General features: G+C 55.3%; 13 protein-coding genes. 4 read left to right on the top strand and 9 right to left on the bottom strand.

Annotated elements, in window-relative coordinates:
- Positions 1 to 114 precede the first annotated feature (114 nt).
- The 3 genes from KXG62_RS11300 to KXG62_RS11290 all read left to right on the top strand — a co-directional run bounded on the left by KXG62_RS11300 (position 115) and on the right by KXG62_RS11290 (position 2,779).
- Entirely contained in the window at positions 115 to 561 is a 447-nt protein-coding gene (locus tag KXG62_RS11300; protein ID WP_218092069.1) for a hypothetical protein, read from the top strand.
- 36 nt (positions 562 to 597) lie between these two features.
- On the top strand, positions 598 to 1,296 hold the full coding sequence (locus KXG62_RS11295; RefSeq protein WP_218092068.1) for an AIM24 family protein: 699 nt from the start codon (positions 598 to 600) through the stop codon (positions 1,294 to 1,296).
- Positions 1,297 to 1,495: 199 nt separating this feature from the next.
- On the top strand, positions 1,496 to 2,779 hold the full coding sequence (locus tag KXG62_RS11290; RefSeq protein ID WP_218092067.1) for a sulfatase family protein: 1,284 nt from the start codon (positions 1,496 to 1,498) through the stop codon (positions 2,777 to 2,779).
- 88 nt (positions 2,780 to 2,867) lie between these two features.
- Here KXG62_RS11290 and KXG62_RS11285 read toward each other — a convergent pair whose 3' ends face one another.
- From KXG62_RS11285 to KXG62_RS11265, 5 genes are all read right to left on the bottom strand, one after another.
- On the bottom strand, positions 2,868 to 3,662 hold the full coding sequence (locus KXG62_RS11285; RefSeq protein WP_218092066.1) for a GNAT family N-acetyltransferase: 795 nt from the start codon (positions 3,660 to 3,662) through the stop codon (positions 2,868 to 2,870).
- A gap of 36 nt (positions 3,663 to 3,698) precedes the next feature.
- On the bottom strand, positions 3,699 to 4,967 hold the full coding sequence (locus KXG62_RS11280) for an FAD-binding protein (RefSeq protein WP_218092065.1): 1,269 nt from the start codon (positions 4,965 to 4,967) through the stop codon (positions 3,699 to 3,701).
- Positions 4,968 to 5,216: 249 nt separating this feature from the next.
- Positions 5,217 to 9,071 (bottom strand): heparinase II/III domain-containing protein, encoded by a 3,855-nt coding sequence (locus tag KXG62_RS11275; protein WP_246627403.1) that lies wholly within the window; start codon positions 9,069 to 9,071, stop codon positions 5,217 to 5,219.
- 244 nt (positions 9,072 to 9,315) lie between these two features.
- Positions 9,316 to 10,647, bottom strand: coding sequence for an FAD-binding oxidoreductase (locus tag KXG62_RS11270; protein ID WP_218092063.1), 1,332 nt, complete (start codon positions 10,645 to 10,647; stop codon positions 9,316 to 9,318).
- Between the two features lie 272 nt (positions 10,648 to 10,919).
- Positions 10,920 to 11,543 carry a 3-keto-disaccharide hydrolase gene (locus KXG62_RS11265; protein ID WP_218092062.1) on the bottom strand — a complete coding sequence of 208 codons (624 nt, stop codon included), beginning with the start codon at positions 11,541 to 11,543 and terminating at the stop codon, positions 10,920 to 10,922.
- Between the two features lie 594 nt (positions 11,544 to 12,137).
- Between KXG62_RS11265 and KXG62_RS11260 the strand changes: the two genes are divergently transcribed.
- Positions 12,138 to 12,503, top strand: coding sequence for a hypothetical protein (locus tag KXG62_RS11260; protein WP_218092061.1), 366 nt, complete (start codon positions 12,138 to 12,140; stop codon positions 12,501 to 12,503).
- 48 nt (positions 12,504 to 12,551) lie between these two features.
- Here KXG62_RS11260 and KXG62_RS11255 read toward each other — a convergent pair whose 3' ends face one another.
- The 4 genes from KXG62_RS11255 to KXG62_RS11240 all read right to left on the bottom strand — a co-directional run bounded on the left by KXG62_RS11255 (position 12,552) and on the right by KXG62_RS11240 (position 16,241).
- Positions 12,552 to 13,352 (bottom strand): HAD family hydrolase, encoded by an 801-nt coding sequence (locus KXG62_RS11255; RefSeq protein WP_218092211.1) that lies wholly within the window; start codon positions 13,350 to 13,352, stop codon positions 12,552 to 12,554.
- Positions 13,353 to 13,430: 78 nt separating this feature from the next.
- Positions 13,431 to 13,871, bottom strand: a complete 441-nt coding sequence (locus KXG62_RS11250) for a GNAT family N-acetyltransferase (RefSeq protein WP_218092060.1) — start codon at positions 13,869 to 13,871, stop codon at positions 13,431 to 13,433.
- Positions 13,872 to 14,044: 173 nt separating this feature from the next.
- The gene (locus KXG62_RS11245; protein WP_218092059.1) at positions 14,045 to 14,788 is read right to left on the bottom strand and encodes a MerR family transcriptional regulator; all 744 of its coding nucleotides are present in this window, start codon (positions 14,786 to 14,788) and stop codon (positions 14,045 to 14,047) included.
- Positions 14,789 to 15,041: 253 nt separating this feature from the next.
- Positions 15,042 to 16,241: a DHH family phosphoesterase gene (locus KXG62_RS11240; RefSeq protein ID WP_218092058.1), complete on the bottom strand. Its 1,200-nt coding sequence runs from the start codon at positions 16,239 to 16,241 to the stop codon at positions 15,042 to 15,044.
- Positions 16,242 to 16,317 lie beyond the last annotated feature (76 nt).

The following is a 16,317-nucleotide window of genomic DNA, read 5'->3' as shown; positions in this document are numbered from 1 at the left end:
TTCTATTTGGCTTCCAAACGCAGATAGAGTAGAATATAGAGAAGAATGTCGAATTGGGGGAGGCGAGGAAACGTGAACAGCCGTGAGAACCTACGGGGAAGTGCCGGTCGGTTGATGTCCAAAACAGCAAGAGCCGCTGTAGTGACGCTCTGTGCTTTTCTGCTGCTGCTGCAATCCGTGTCCACCGCCGAAGCCGGCTTCGTCGACCGGGTCAAAAACATTTACCAGCTGCCCGAGCAAATGGACGAGATTCAAAAGAAGTATGACGCTGCCAAGCTGCAGCTGGAACTCCAAAATGAGAAGCTGAGCGAATCGATCCGGCAGTCCAAAGAAACGGAAGAGAAGCTCGTCGCGCAAAATCAACAGCTGCAGGCGCAAAAGGACGAGCTCCAGCAGCGTTTGCAGGCTATGGAACAGCAAGCGCGGGACAAGGAAGCGCGGACGCGCAAGCTGACTATGCTTGCCGTCACGGCAGCGTTGCTGGTAGTCGGTTATTTCGTGACAGGACGCTTCATCCGTTGGATGGTGTGGCGCAGGGCTAGAGAGAATCTGCGGTCCTGAATATATAAAGCAGCGGCAAGATGGTGGTGAGAGCCTATGGATATTTCGTTTGAGCAAGCTGCACAGAAGATGGAATTGGCGACATTGACCGTTGCCCCCGATGAGGCGGTGCATATTCTTCATCCGAATCAAATCGTGGCTTTCCAAGGATCGTCCTATCAGCGCGAGGATTCATTGATGAAGCTGGTCGGCATGTACCGAAAAAAAAGAATGATACAATCAAAGATTTCCGGTCCCGCCCGGCTTATGCTTGGATTGCCTGCCGGCTATTCCATGACGACGCTGACCATCCGGCCCGACGAAGATTTGCTGTTTGAATTTCGCCATGTACTGTTTTATACGGAAGGAATGACCTTCCGAACGCAGGTGCAAACCGTGCGAAATACGCTGATGACCCGCGATTTTGTGAAGATGCGGTTCCAGGGACCGGGCACATTGGGGCTAATGACGACCGGAGCGCTGGTTCCGATAGAGCTAGATCCGGAGAAACCGCTTTATGTCGATATCAACTGTCTTGTTGCCTATCCTCAGCATATTACTTTGAAGCCTTGCGTATACGGCAACGCATTGGCGAGCCAATATATGAATTACCAATGGGAGCTTACCGGTACCGGGCAGGTGCTGCTGCAGCCTTCCAAACCCGACAGGGCATTGGACGAACACATGCAGAGCGACAGCCTGATTCGACGGGTGCTCAGGGAGGTCATCCCGTTTGGCGGGGTGTTTATCAAATAATATAAATAACGCACGCATTCATACATGAATAGAAACGCTCTCTTAGGTGACAGAGGGCGTTTTTTTGTCATGGGTATGCTCTACCCGCCGCATTTCCTTCTATATTTTCACAACCACGACGCGTATAATGGAAGAAAGCTGGAGATCCCTAATATTTCCTTAGGCTTGCGCAATTCATTCATACATATGGGAGGAACGCATGAATATTGTCGTCATCATCTGCGATCAGCTTCGTTACGATGCATTGCAATGCAATGGAAACCCTTATGTGCAAACGCCGAATCTCAATCGGCTGGCCGAACGAAGCGTTCAATTTACAAGCGCTTTCACCTCTGCCCCGATCTGTTCCCCGGCAAGGCACAGCTTGATCTCCGGCGTGTATCCATTCGCCCACGGAGTGACGGATAATGAAACGAAGCCGGCCAAGCCACTGGAGACCATCGCTCATAAGCTTCACACTGCAGGCTATCGCAGTGCCCACATTACTGCGGTCCCGGAAAAAGGCGGCTTCGATCACGGCTTCGACACGGTGCGTCCCCAGAACTTGAACGACATTTTGTCCGAGCAGGATAAGAGCGCTGTCGCATGGGAGAACTCAAAAGCCGTATTGCGGCTAACCGCAGGACCGAGTACAAGAACGAAGGAGCAGCATAAAGGCTTTCTGGTTGCGGAACGCGCCGTACAGTTTATCGAGGAAGCAGCGGACAACGGAGAAACGTTCCAGTTGTGGGTCGGCTTTCCCGAGCCGCATCCGCCTTTTTATCCGCCGAAGCCGTTTTTCGATCAATTCGACCCCTCCAAGTTCAATCTGCCGGACGAGCTGCCGGAAACGGCAACCCCTCCTCACCCGTTCATTACGAATCGGCAGAAAGAGTGGAGCCGCTTAACGGACGCGGAGAAACGCCAGATGCTTGCCGGTTATTATGGATTGGTCGAGATGGTGGACCAATTTGTCGGCATGGTCGTCGATGCGATTGACCGGCAAAATATGACGGAGGATACATTGATCGTGTTCACATCGGACCATGGGGAGCAGCTCGGGGAACACGGAATGTACTTCAAGTTCGTCATGCGCGAGTCATCGGTTCATGTCCCGCTAATGTTCTCGCATCCCCGATTGAAGCCGGGGGTTCGCCATGAGCTTGCCGCCCATGTGGATCTGTTCCCGACTTTATGCGATATGGCCGGACTGGACATTCCCGAACATCTTCACGGCCGTTCCTTAAAGCCGCTGTTAGAGAGCGAGGCTGCTCCCGATCATTGGCGCACAGAAGTCATTGCCCAGATGGAGAACCGCTTCATGATTCGTACCGATACATGGAAGCTGAATATGTACGATGACGAACCGGGGGAACTGTATCATATTGCGGAAGACCCTCAAGAATTTAACAACCTTATCGGGAAAGCCGAATATTCGGATGTCGTCGCTCGCCTGAAAAATGCGCTGGACGAACAGCGGGCTCAAGCCAATTCCGCTCACTGACATACATCCGGAATTTCGGTACGATCCGCACCGTTTCCCATTCACAGGCTTAGATATCATTCCATCCAACACAACAGGCCGCCGCGCGTTATTGCCGGTGGCCTGCTTGATGGTTAGGGGCATATAACAAATGCTCCAACACGACCGCTTTCTTCAAACCGAGCGATTCGGCCACATGGATCGATGCCGCATTATCGTGTACGACTTGATATCGCGGTATAAGATTACGCCGCAATAAGCTGTTGATCGCTCGGCTGACGACCTTTTTCGCGTATCCGTTCCCTCGATGTTCCTCGCACATAAATACGCCGCCGACTTCCCATACGGGATCATCATTGCAAAAGACGATGCAGGTGCTGACCGGAATGCTGCCGCGATACAACGTAAAGGAGCGCGCTCCGCCTGCGAACATGCGGCGCAGCTCCTGCTCGCTATATCCGTTCTGACGCCACAACAGAAGCAGCTCATCGTGAACCGCCGCTTCTTCCCTCACCTCTGCATCATCCGCAGCCGTCAGCGGTTCCGCACACGAATAAGAGATAAACGAACGGACGGAGCTGACTTGAAACTTGCTTTCCACTAAAGCTTTGTAGAGCGGATGCTGAACCTTGAAGACAAGCGGTTTGTCTTGGGGGACTTGATCCAGAAGCTCGTTCAAGATCGGCGCATGCGAGCCGGAGAGGAAAATAACCGATGCGGTGCCTGGATACTTGGCAAGATCGAAGGCGGATTGTTTCGTGGGCAGCGCCAGCAGCATGCCCCATTCCGCCCCCCGTTCCACGACGCTGCAAGAAATCGCCGGACCGTAAGCTTCGATCATTTTCAACAAACTAATATTTTCCATCCTATGGTTTCGCAGCAGCGTCGCGATCTTGTCGTTCATACGGTCCTCCATCATCGGACAGGTTGTCATTTCAATTCATACTTCACCCAAGATGTAGCTGTTCAGAAAGTCATTGCGAAATTTGCCGTGGGGGTCGCATGCAAGGGCTAGCCGTTGAAAATCCGGCAGCTTCTCATAGCGCGATTGCAGTTGTGCGGGGGACATGGCGAACCATTTGCCCCAGTGCGGACGCACGCGGAACGGCGCAAGCTGCTCCTCCATGATCGGCAGCAGTTGACGGACTCCGTCCCCATCCGCTTTCCATGTAAAATGGATCGCAACCGAGTCCTGCTTGTAGCAGGGGCTCATCCACAGCTGATCCGCCGCAATCGTGCGAACTTCTGACACATGGAGGAGCGGGGCGATGCGGTCCTTCAACCGCTCGAGGGCGCATAAAGCGTCGTACGCATCTTCACGGGCTACGAAATATTCGCTTTGCAGCTCATCTCCGGCGCTCGGTGTGAAATCCATGCGAAAATGAGGCAGCCGGTCGTACCAAGGTCCGGGAACGCCGAGCTGTTCGCTGCAATGCTCGGAAGTCATTCCAGGCACCGGGTGAAGCCGCTCCGTCGCCCGCGTCGCACCGAAAAATACGGAATCCAAAGGAACGCGATGCTCATCCGCTGACGTCCGCTTGAGCCATACTTGATTGAACGCAGGCCCCTTCCAGTCGGTAAACAGGCTGACGCTGTAGCTGCTGGAAAATATGTCGTCCAAATGATGCTTTAGCTGTTCCAATGGCAGGTTTTCGTATACGTACTGGTTCATTTCAAATTGCGGGACTACGTTTAACGTCATTTGGGTGACGACGCCCAGCCCCCCGAGGGCAACGGCCGCTCCATCCATGAGCCCATCCGAATGATCGCGCGAGAAGACGACCGTTTCCCCGTCTGCCTTCACGATCTCCATCGCATGAACCGCGGTTGCCAGATTGCCGTTCCGGTCACCCGAACCGTGTGTTGCAGTTGCGCAAGCTCCCGCCACGGTAATGTGGGGCAGCGACGCCAAATTGTGCAGCGCATACCCGTTGCCATGCAGATACCCGCACAGCTCCCCATACCGGACCCCGGCTTCGAACGTTACCTGATGGCGCGAGCGATCCAATGCAATCACCCGGTTCAGCTTCTGAAGCGATAGCAGACTGCCTGCACAGTCGGCGATTCCATTAAACGAGTGGCGCGTGCCAAGCACCTTGATCCGGCTGCTGCGAGCGACCAGCTCACTTACCTGCTCTACCGTTGCCGGAACGTGAAGCTCCGAGGCGCTATATTGGTAATTGCCTGCCCAGTTGCGAAGTTGTTCCATCTGTTCCTCTCCTCCCGTACGAATAACCATATGATGTCACTATTCGCCAAAGCTGAGGCGATTCCTTCAAATCTATTGAAACGAGCCGGCAAGAATCGAGGCCCGGCATCGAACAAGAAAAAAGGAACCGCGCAGCGGAACTTCACCCCCGGAGGCTGCTCCATGTCCAGAAACACGGACGAGGGGATGAGTTCAGATGGCCGTTCCTTCTTGGCATTCAAATCCGGTCGGATTCTAATGTTACCGTCGTTATTTTACCGTTATGCGGATCGATCCGGTTCGTTTCACGCCGCCGCTCTCCACCGTCGTTGAAATCGTGGCCGTCCCGGTATTGTGCGCTTTCAAGCGATTTTGGCCGTTCACGCCGGCAATATTCGGCCGGTCGCTCTCCCATTTGAAATGATCCCCTCGCAAATCGACCTGACGGCCGTCGGCCAGAAGAGCCTTCACCTGCAGATCGACGGTTTCGTTTTTGGCAAGCTCCGTCTTCGTCGCCACGATGCGCACGTCGGACAAATACAATGCCGTTCGGCTGAGCGGAATCGTAAACGCGCTGCCCACCGCAACATCGTAGACGAAGCCTTTGGACAAATCGGCCGCATCCGCATAGGCGCGTATGAGCGTTATGTCGCCGAGGTCGAATTCGTATAAACCGCCGCCAAGCGGACGTACGCCGCGAATCGTATAGACCGCATTCCGTTTTCCGTCATTGTCCGCATAAATCGAAGATCCGACCAAGCTTGCGGGGTCAACGCCTTGCATATCGAGCTGTACGGTGAGCTTGTTGACGTTCGACAGCTCCTTCGTGAAGTCGACGATCGTCCCTTGCAGACGGCTTACGCCTACGTTTGTATACGTGCCGTCGGTTTTGCCGATCGATGCGCCGTCGTTCACATACGTAAACACGGGCTGACCGTCTTTTTCCGAGTATACGCCGAATGCGCCTTGAAAACGAATCTTCCCATCGACGATAAACGTCTCGTCAGGATGCAGCGAACTGATCACATAATCGGTGCGGCCGCTTGCAAGCTGCACTTTCACTGCCTGCACATCGTAAACGCTGGACGTGACGGTCCCTTCCGGCATGACGGAAGCCTTGTCGATGGCAGTAATATACCGCGCGTCCTTGTACGGCTCGAGGACGGATGTGAACGCGCTGCTCAAGTCGGAGCCGCTGCGGTGAGCGACGACGTACTTCACGCTGGCCGGATTGCCCGGTTTGTTTTGCGGCGGGACGCCGTCCGCCAGCGCCACCTCATCCACTTGCCCCAGCATCGTCAGGCGCATATGGATGTTCTCTTCCTTCGGCAGCACGTGCCAGGTGTCGGTTACGTCATAATCGACGCTGAACCGCTCAGAAGGCGCACTGTCACGCTGGACATTTTTCAGCCAATGGAACCCTGAGCCGTTATACCCGGATCCGGTGACGCTATCGCTCGCCGGCCGCTTGCCGTATTCGATGTCAGGCCCCGCATACGAACCGCCCGGCTGTGCAGTGAAGCTCAAGCCTTCGGTCGTGACCGGTCCTTCCGCGGCATGGAAGCTGAAATGATGGTCACGGCCTCCCTTCACACGGAAAAAATCGACTGCGTACGAGTTAGCGTCGTCCGCTTGGATCATCGCTGTCGTCCGTCGATAAAGGCTCGTTTGGGCATAAGCCTCCGGCGCTTCGACGTCGATCCATTTCACCATCGGGCTGTCGTCGTAATGCTTCGGCGTACCGTCCCACTGGGCGAGCTGCTTTTGCTTGTCGACGACGACCGTGTTATGGCTGATCGTATTTTGCACCCATTCGAACCGGTTCACGTCAGTGGCGTTCGCCTGCTCCGGATAACCGAGATCCGGCGCCAAATCCAGCCCGAAGCCGTACAGGCCAATATTGAGCGCATCCCGGTGCCCGTGTCCGCCGCTGCGGCCGTAATACATCCATAGCCCGCGCCTCGTGTCGGTTTGCCCGGTCACCCGGCCGTCCCGCAAGCCGGCAAAGCCATAGCCGGTCAACTGGACGCTGGCCAGGTCGAGCGGACCATGCTGCCGGATGACGGCTTCAATATCGCGCGCGACCTTATTCGGATCGGCCGTATAAATATCCGAATGCATGCCGTCCGTCTTATTCCCGTTCAGCATATACGCAAGCTGCGCGTAGACGGGATCGCCGAAACGCTCGAACGCTTTGATCGATTGCGCTTTGTCGACCATAATGCCCGGCTGCCCGGTCGTGCCGCTGTCTCCGATCGACGGCGTATATTTTCCCAGCATGATGAGCGGGTACATCGCCTGGAACATTTTGCGGAACTTGACGTTCTCATACAAGTCGGCCGCCGCATAGCGGTCGTAGCCGTCCAGCACGTCGGCTACCGTCAAATAATTGCCGATCCACAGCCGGTTATAGCCCGGCCCCGCTTCATTGCCGTGACCGTCGCGGTCGACGTCGTTCACCATGCTGAACAAGACGTTGCCGCCGGTCACCTGGCGCGGGACTTTGTTCACGAACGTCCCCGGCCGGAACACAAAATCCAGCCACTGCTTCGTCTCCGGCAGCGTGTCGTGCACGACGGCGGCCATCGCTACCGCGCTTTGGTGGAAACCGTTATTGCCGCGTATTTGATCCCACAGCATACCCGGCTGCACCTGGCGCAGAATGCCGTCCTCTATGCTGCGGCGAAGGTGCGCCGCACTTTGCTTGAACGGCAAATCGTACTGCTCCCCCTTCGCCTCGAGGAACGCAATTACCTCCGGATCGTCATAAGCGGAGAAAAACGCGTCGTACGCGCCGATGAACGTCTTCACAAGCGACGTTTCCCAGATCGAGCCGACCACTTTGCCGTCGCCGGTGCCGCCATGGGAGTTCACGTAGACGGCGCTGCTGAACTCCGCCGTATCCATCGACGGGTATACGTCGGCGATGCGGGAGAGCAGCACCGCGCCCGCTCGCGCATACTTATCGTCTCCCGTGTAGATATAGGCGCTTTGCAAGCTGTTCAGCGCGTCATTGATCATCGCCGTACCGCCGTACCACGCGAACCAATGAGCGTAATACGCTACAAAGGTATACCGCATGTTCGTCGCCGGGTCGACCCATCCGTAGCCGTCATCTACGCCCCAATCCGGGCCTTTTTCCGGATAAAGCGTATTGACGAGCAGGCTTTTGTCCGCCCGTTTCGGGTCAAAGCTGCCGTGCCGGTCCAGCCCGCTCCGGTAATAGGCTGCGAAGTCGTTCGTCGGGAACTTGTAGCCGCTGGCCGGGTCGACGATTTTCCACGGCTCGCGCTGCGGGTCCGCTTTCCACGGATAGTTGCCGTATGGCTTCAGATCGCCGGATACCGGGCTGAAGTTCCCTGTTAGCTGGTTCGTGTTGTAGCTGCGCGGAATGGCCTGCGTCGGCACGAGATTCCAGATTGCTTCCCATCCCAGCGACGCATATGTATTCGCTTTGTTCACGACGCCGTCCCGAAGGGCGGCGGCCCAATCGTACTGCTGCACGTTGTGCCTTGCCGCAGCGAGCTTCGCCTCCGTATAGTACGTGCGCCGCGTCTTGCTGTTCGTCACCGCATCAAGATCGGTCAGAACAAGCCGGGCCGGATACATCGCCGTCCCGGTACCGCCGCCGATGACGTTGCCTTTGTCCGTTACCGTCAATGTAACGGTATGCCGGCCTGCCGTAAGCTCAAGCTGTGCTACGGAAAGATCGGGCCGCGGATACTGGCCGTTCATGCTGTAGAAGCTGTACCGCCCCTGCACCACGCCATCGATGCTGACGTCTGCCGTACCGCCGTCCGTAGCGGTCATGCCGCCTAGCTTCACTGCGTAGGTGCCCGTCTGCGGCACATCGAATTCAAACGTACGCGAAGCGGCCTCAAGCGTCGAATCAATCTTGACCCCGGTCGGCTTCGCCGTCACCTCAGGCGTCTCCTTCGGGTCCCCGACCAAAGATACGGTCCGTTCCGTAAGGGAGCTCCCGAAACGGTAAACCAGCGTATCAGGCATAATCCATTCTCCTTCAGTTTCCGCCGCCGATCCTGCGACCGGTACGGTCATGGTAAGCATGAGAGCGATCATCAGCAAACAGAGCGCTATCGATAAAAACCGTTTTTTCGCTATCATCACACCCGTCTCCTCCTTGATTCCATGATTGAAAAATAAACAATCATGTAACAAGTATGTTACAGGTTTGATTATTATACTTGTCATCACTCACTTTTGGCAACAATAGGTTTGCTGACCTCCCTCGTGTCTCGAATACATAGTTGACCATAACGAAGCAAGCTGCCGGGGAGGTCCGGCAGCTTGCTCGCAGTCACTTTATATGCACGCATGGATGAAGCTTTATGTCCCCGCTGCAGCTCAGCTACATTTCCGGAATGCTCTGTTCGTAGTGAAACCAGTTTTCCGGGTCATACAGCCGCTTCACGCGCCTCAGTCTTTCCGCATTACGCCCGAAATACGCCGCTTGCCAATCCGGAATCATCGCATCGCAATAATCCCTGTAAGCCCCTCGCGTATACGGAAGCATGGCCTGACGAAGCCGCTCAACCCAACGAGTGTTATTCGAAGCGTCCTCCGGCCGGTACCAATATGCTTGATACTGCATGACAAACCGCGCTTGCCGGTGAACGAAGGCCGTCGCATCGGACGGTACACGGCCGATCGCTCCGCCGTAAGCGTCCATCGACACCATATTGTCCGACCCTTCCGGCGCTTGCGTCAATAGACGCTGTAACGTATCGATCGCGGCATCGGACAACGGCTCGTACACGTAAGCCGACGAATTTTTAAACACCTGCTGTGCGACCGGCTGTCCCGCAAAATGACGGGCCGTGTCCAGCCAAGTCGCAGCCCGCACGTTCAGTGACTGGGGCGGTACTTGCGTCAGCATCGGACCGAGCTGAGCCCGGAGTCCCTGCTCGCTGCCGATCCATACGCCGACGGATAAGACGCCGCCCTGCTTCGGGGCGGATACATTCAGCAGCGCCGTCAGCCGCGAATCGGCCAGCGGCGCCCATTGCTGCCAAGCGCGAACGACGCGCGGCATGTCGGCAAAGTCCCACTTCATCGAATAATAGGCTACGTCGCGGATCGGCTGCACGCGGAAGGTGAACGAGGTGATGATCCCGAAGCTGCCGTCTCCGGCTCCTCTGCACGCCCAGAACAATTCGCGATGCTGCCGTTCGTTCGCCCGGATGACGATGCCGCGGGCGTTCACCATCTCCAGCTCGATAACGCTGTCGCACGTCATGCCGTAGTGCCTCGACAGCAGTCCATAGCCGCCGCCCAACGTCAGCCCGGACACGCCGACCGTCGGGCAGGTGCCACCGGGAATCGCGACGCCGTATTTCGACAATGCCTCGTACAGCGGCAGCAGCCGGTACCCCGCACCGATCTTTGCCGTTCCGGCTTGCACGTTGACCGCAAGCTGCCGCAGCTCGCTAATATCAACGACAAGCCCCCCGTCAACGACAGAGTACGCCTCATAGCTATGTCCGCCGCACCGTATGCGGAAAGGGACGCGCTGCCGCTGCGCCCATCGGATCGCATGGGCCACATCTTCGGTAACCTGGCAGTACACGATCACAAGCGGCCGCTTCTGAAAGCGGGCGTTGAAGCTGCGGCTCGCCTCCGCATATTCCGGTGAATCCACGGTCACGATCCGCCCCGTCAACCCTTCGGTATTTGCTGCCATGGCCATCACCGTCCGGCTCTCATGTAACTTCTCTGTAGAAGTATATGCCGGAATCCGCTGCGTACGCCAGCCAATGAATGAGCTAGTTTTTATTACTTTCTGATGCAGCTACCTTGCAGTGTGAGTACAAATAAGAGGTTTTTCAGAAATCACATCAAGTTTTTCTCATAAAAAAAGCTCACCGGCAAAAACAGTGAGCTTAAATAAAAAAGTTTAATCCATGGCACTTGGGTGTGAACGCAGCTCAAACGATAAGCATGGCAGTTGAAATGTTATTCATGAGAAAGTTGAAGCAGCTTGATATTGCGGAACTCCGCATAGCCTCCATGGTCCTGCAGTCCGATATGTCCCGATCTCGGCCGGTCGCGCCAGGCATACTTGAATTTGTTGTCTGACCCGTCGGGATTTTTACCGGCAACCGCCCATTGGTCGATATCGGTCTCAACGACGACCGTGCCGTTGAGCTGAAGCTGTATCCTATTGCGGTCGCACGTGATGATCGCCTGATTCCATTCCCCAGCCGGCTTGACTGCATTCGAGGACGGAGCGACCAGATCGTACAATGCGCCGGAGCTGTGCTTGTTCGTCTTCTCCTCGTGATACGTGTCCAATATTTGCATCTCTAAGCCCGTGTTCACCGGATCCTTAAGATCGGACCATCTGAAAAAAATGCCGCTGTTCGTTTTGGGCGCCGTCCGGTATTCCACCTGGAGAGTAAAATTCTCAAACGTATCCGGCGTGTGCAAATAGCCGTTGCTCTCGCCCTTGCATACCAGATGCCCCTCCTGCACGATCCATCCTTCGGGGTGCTTGGTCGCCGCCCAGCCCTGCAGTGTCTTTCCGTCAAACAGCAATCGATATCCCGATTGTACTTCTTCCTCCGTCAGCGCATTCATCCATACTCCTCCGTTCGAACCAAGATTTAGGGAACCTCAATGGTATGTATTCGTCCTGCACCGCTACCATTCCTTCCCATGGGACGAAAAAGAGATGACGTGAACTCCCAGCTGAAGCGCGCACGCGATCGATGCGTTCCGCAATGCCTGTTGTACCGCAACGGGGTCCTCTGCGAAGAAGCGTTCGGACTGATACAGCTGGCAGAGCGCATGTTTCGCTGCTTCGCAGGCACTTTCCTCGCACTGCAGCACATAGTAGCAAATGGAATAACAGTCTCGCTCGTATTCCCTCAATTTATTTATCCGTTCCTCCCGGTCCAGCATACACAGACTCTCCTCTCGTCCATCCGCACGATGATCGCTTTGCCCCCTATTGTAAGCCCGAAGACGAGGTTTGTTGAGTACTATATTCATCTAGTACCTCTGTGCGATGAACCGTTGCCGCTGCTGAACAAGCACAAAAAACACCGCCCTGACTGCCGGCGATGCGCGCTCCTGGAGCGGCCGGAAACAGGCGATGTACGACTTGGCGGTTCGAGATTTGTCCATACTTATGGTATAGTTTAGAACAAACTGGCACAAGGAGCGATGATGATGGGAAGGCATGTTCAGTTCACGGATACGCATCTTATTTTGCATCTCACCGGGTTCACCGGGTTGTTCGCTCTCAAGTGGAAAGTATCCATCGATTACCGGCATATTAAAAATGTGTTTGTCGACGGTTTCGACGCGCCGCTGTGGATGCTTCGCATGCCCGGCACCTCGATCGCGCCGCTTCACATTTACGAGGGCAGCTTCAAATATGCGAATGACTGGTATTTCCTGTCCTACGAGAAAAGGGATCATCTCATCAACATGGAATTGGACGGACACGATAAATATAGATACGTCATCTTTCAAATCGATCGGCCTGCCGAAGTGGCCGCCGATATACGCAACCGAATGGCAGCTCGGCGGTAACCAGGCTTTCGGAGCGGTCCGGCAGGCGGCTCGTCACCCCGCAAGGCGTCAGCGGGCCGCACGGGCGGCGAGCACCCGCTCCAGCACGGCGGCGACTCCGTCCTGGTCATTCGTCTCCGTAACCGTATACGCCATCCGCTTCAGCTCGTCGATCGCATTGCCCATCGCCACCGGATAGCCGCATGACCGGAACAATCCAATGTCATTGTAATCGTCGCCGAATGTCATAACCTCCTGCAGCGGAATGCCCCACTCTGCGCACAGACGCGCCACCGCCGATTCTTTCGACACGTCCTTGCCCATGATTTGTATGAGCTGCCCGGCATCGGTCACGACGATATTCGCCCGACTGCCGAACTGTTCGGTCAGCCTGCGGACCCGCGGCTCGTCGATATTCGAAACGAGCAGCTTGGACACGGACATGGTACGAATATCTTCCAGTCGAAGCGTCTGCGGTCCGGTTGTGATATGCATCAGCTTATTGTAATCGAGCTCTCTCATGCTGTACCACCGGTCTTCGATTTCTACCGAAATGAACGGATCGCCGTCCGTACTTGTTAAATCGTCGATGAATTCGGCAAGGAGCCCGGCCTCGATCGGATAGTGGCTTCTCGTACCGTGCTTACTGGAAATAACAAGCGCGCCATTGTAATAAATCATCGCGTCGAGCTGCTGCAGCGGCTCCGGCAGCATATCCGCCACCGATCTCGGGGGCCGCGCCGTAGCGACGATCACCGGTATGCCCTGCCGGACGCATTGCAGCACCGCTTCGAGATTGCGCGGGCTTACCTCCTTGGAACCATTCAGCAGCGTCCCGTCCAGATCAAGCACAATCGCTCCGACTCTCATCCTATCCACTCGCTTTCTTCGTCATTTGATTTGCAGCCGAGCACCGTGTGAAACATCCGGCTCTTGGAGCGGCATCGCTCATCGCCCTTCCTCCAGGTTCCGCGCCGCCGTCATCACGCGAAACATGCCGGTCAGACCCGGCTCCCGCCGAAACCCGCACCGCTCATACAACCGCATCCCTTCGGAAGAAGCAAAAATACCGGCGAACGCCTGATCCGGCGCATGCTCCTGCATATACCGCATCATCCGGTTCAACAGCTGCCTGCCGATTCCGTTTCCCTGATGCTCCCGCTTTACCGCAATATCCTGAAAGTAAAAATAAATATACCCGTCGCCGACGATCCGGCCCATGCCGACCGCTTCTCCGTTATGCAGGGCCACGACGCCATACAGCGAGCGCGCTAGCGAGCCGGCCGCCGCTTCGAAATTGATGACGCCTTCCCAACCGACCGACGCGCAAATCGACCTGTATTCCTCCACTGTCGGACATCGTTCCTCGATGCTGTACTGCTCGCTCATAGTCAACCTCCATGGCCGCGCCTGACGGACCGCCGCTCATTGTTCCTGCCATCATACCACACGGGATGCCTTTGTGCGATCCTTTTGCGCACGCGGAGCCGCCCCGCATCCGTATGCAGAAAAACAGACAAAGCCCGAAATGGACTTTGCCTGCAACTGCTGGCTTCATTTGTTTATTGCGATTTGCCGCGATCGGCGTAAATCGCCATGGCGTCGCGCATGAACGCAGCCAAGCCTTCGCCGAACTTGTCGATGTTCCGCGTGAAGCGCTCATCGTCGACGTACATTTGGCCGAGCCCTTTAAACGCTTCCAGCGTATAGTGGCCCATGGTTTGCAGGAATTCGTACCATGCCTGAATCCCTGCCTGGGCTTCCACGGAATCCGGCGGCAAATGGCGTAGCGATGCAAGGTTACGGTATATTGCATTCATCCGATCGCCCAGCGCATGCTGTTCCTCCTTGGACATCCGGCCAACCTTGGCATTCGCTTCGTCTACCGCCCGGTTCCCCCACCGTTCCCGCGCTTCTTGCTCAAACGGATTATGGCTGAAATCAAACCCGGCAAACTTCTCTTTATTCGTCATTTCAATTTCTCCTTTCGCGTGCCTCATCGTTTTGTCGATCGTCTCAATCATCCGGTCCAGCTGCTCCCGCTTGGCAAGCAGCATTTTGCGATGGAGCGCCAGCGCCTCCTCGCGGTCGAAGGACGGACTTTCGATCATGTCTTTGATTTGTTTTAAAGGAAAGCCAAGCTCTCTGAAAAATAAAATTTGCTGCAGCATGGCCAAATTGTCTTCCGAATACAGCCGGTACCCCGACTCGGTCGTTTCGGCCGGGACCAACAGCCCGATCTCATCATAATGATGCAGTGTGCGCACACTGATTCCGACCAAATCGGCAACTTCCTTTACTTTCAATGCGCCTGCCTCCCTTCAACGTTTACTTTAAAGTATAACGTAACGTGAGAGTCAATCCCTAAAAAAGCAGCTTGAAGCCCATTCCATAAAAATACGTTCGCGATGCTGCCGATCATTTCTTGAACCCTCGCAAAAAAAGAAGCTGCGCCCGGCAGCTTCTTCAGGTTTCCGATCGATCGGTTGCTTGCTCGACCTATGCTCCCTTACGCGGGCAGCATTATATGCGTCAACGTTATTTTTGAGCTCGTTCCCTCTACACAAGCATCAAGGATCTTGCTCTTCGGTTCGACATCTGCTCCATCAAATAGCCGATATAGGCTTCGTCCCGGGCCAGCCATGCGGCATAGTCCCTTTTGGCGACCCATTCCGCCTCCTCAAACGTCGAAAAGCTCTCCTCCAGTTCGGTGCCGTCGACATCGACCGCCCAACCGCTGTCCACGCTGAAAATGAACAAGCTTTGCTCTCTCCGGTTCTCATACAACGATCCGTACTCGGAATGCTTCAAATTGAATTTATTGTTCGCCGCATCCGCGCGCATCGGCTCGAGCGCAAACGCTCCGGCAGCGTAAAGCCGGTACGCTTCTTCCGTCATGGGGCATCCTGCGGCCTTTGCGTGCCCGCCGCCGCCGTACCGGCCGGCGATGTCAGAGACGTCGATCTGATCGTGAACCGTCCGAAAGCTGATTTTTTTGCCGCCCATATTCAAGATGGCGATGTAATCGAGATGCGGATTATCCTTGCCGAGCTCATGGCCAAGCTCCGAGTGATACGACTCCGCATGAACGATGCCTACGTAACGATTATGAATGCGGGCTTGCACGAGCTCCCGCTTTTTTCTGCGCACATACCGTTCGATCTTTTCCTCTTCCATGTCCAATATTTTTTCTTCAAATTCATCGAACGAAAACGCCCCTCCCCTTTCGAGGCGTTCGGCCATTTTTTCTTCAAACTCTTCGATCGATACCATGTAAAATAAATCGTTCAGCCGTTTCGCCTGAAGCTCGCCCTCGCGTTCCCATTCCCAAGTATCGTACAGCCGGACAAGCTCGACGAATTGCTCCAAGCCTTGCGACGGCTTCAGCAGTCCGTTTTGGACAAGATATTCGTAAAACAGGGACGTAGCGGAAGCCAGCTTTCCGTTGTCGTAGGCTACCTGCACATGACCCCAGCTGTATTCATTTAGATGAAGCGCCGATTTATGATGATCGATCAGCCTGACTTTCCCGCCCGATTTGACGAATTCGTCGATCCCCCGCTCGTTGGCTTCGTTCACGGATAAGTCGGTAATGAACAGGTAGTTTTTCTTTTTCCCTCGCTCCAGAAACCGCTCGACTTGCTGATTAAGCCCGCTGACCGAGTGATAGCGGATCTCTGCCTTTTCCCCGAATGCGCATCGGGCGACAATGCCGCAGCCCACACCGTCCAAATCGTTATGCGTATACAAAATATACAATGAAACGGCCTCCCATTCTTGATTGGAAACGATCAATACAACAATACATTTCCCATGGCCTAACGGCTTTATTCGA

The organism is Paenibacillus solanacearum (genome assembly GCF_910593845.1).
Lineage (GTDB): Bacteria > Bacillota > Bacilli > Paenibacillales > NBRC-103111 > Paenibacillus_G > Paenibacillus_G solanacearum.
The sequence above is the reverse complement of the archived record's forward strand: the minus strand, read 5'-3'. Positions and strand labels throughout refer to the sequence as shown.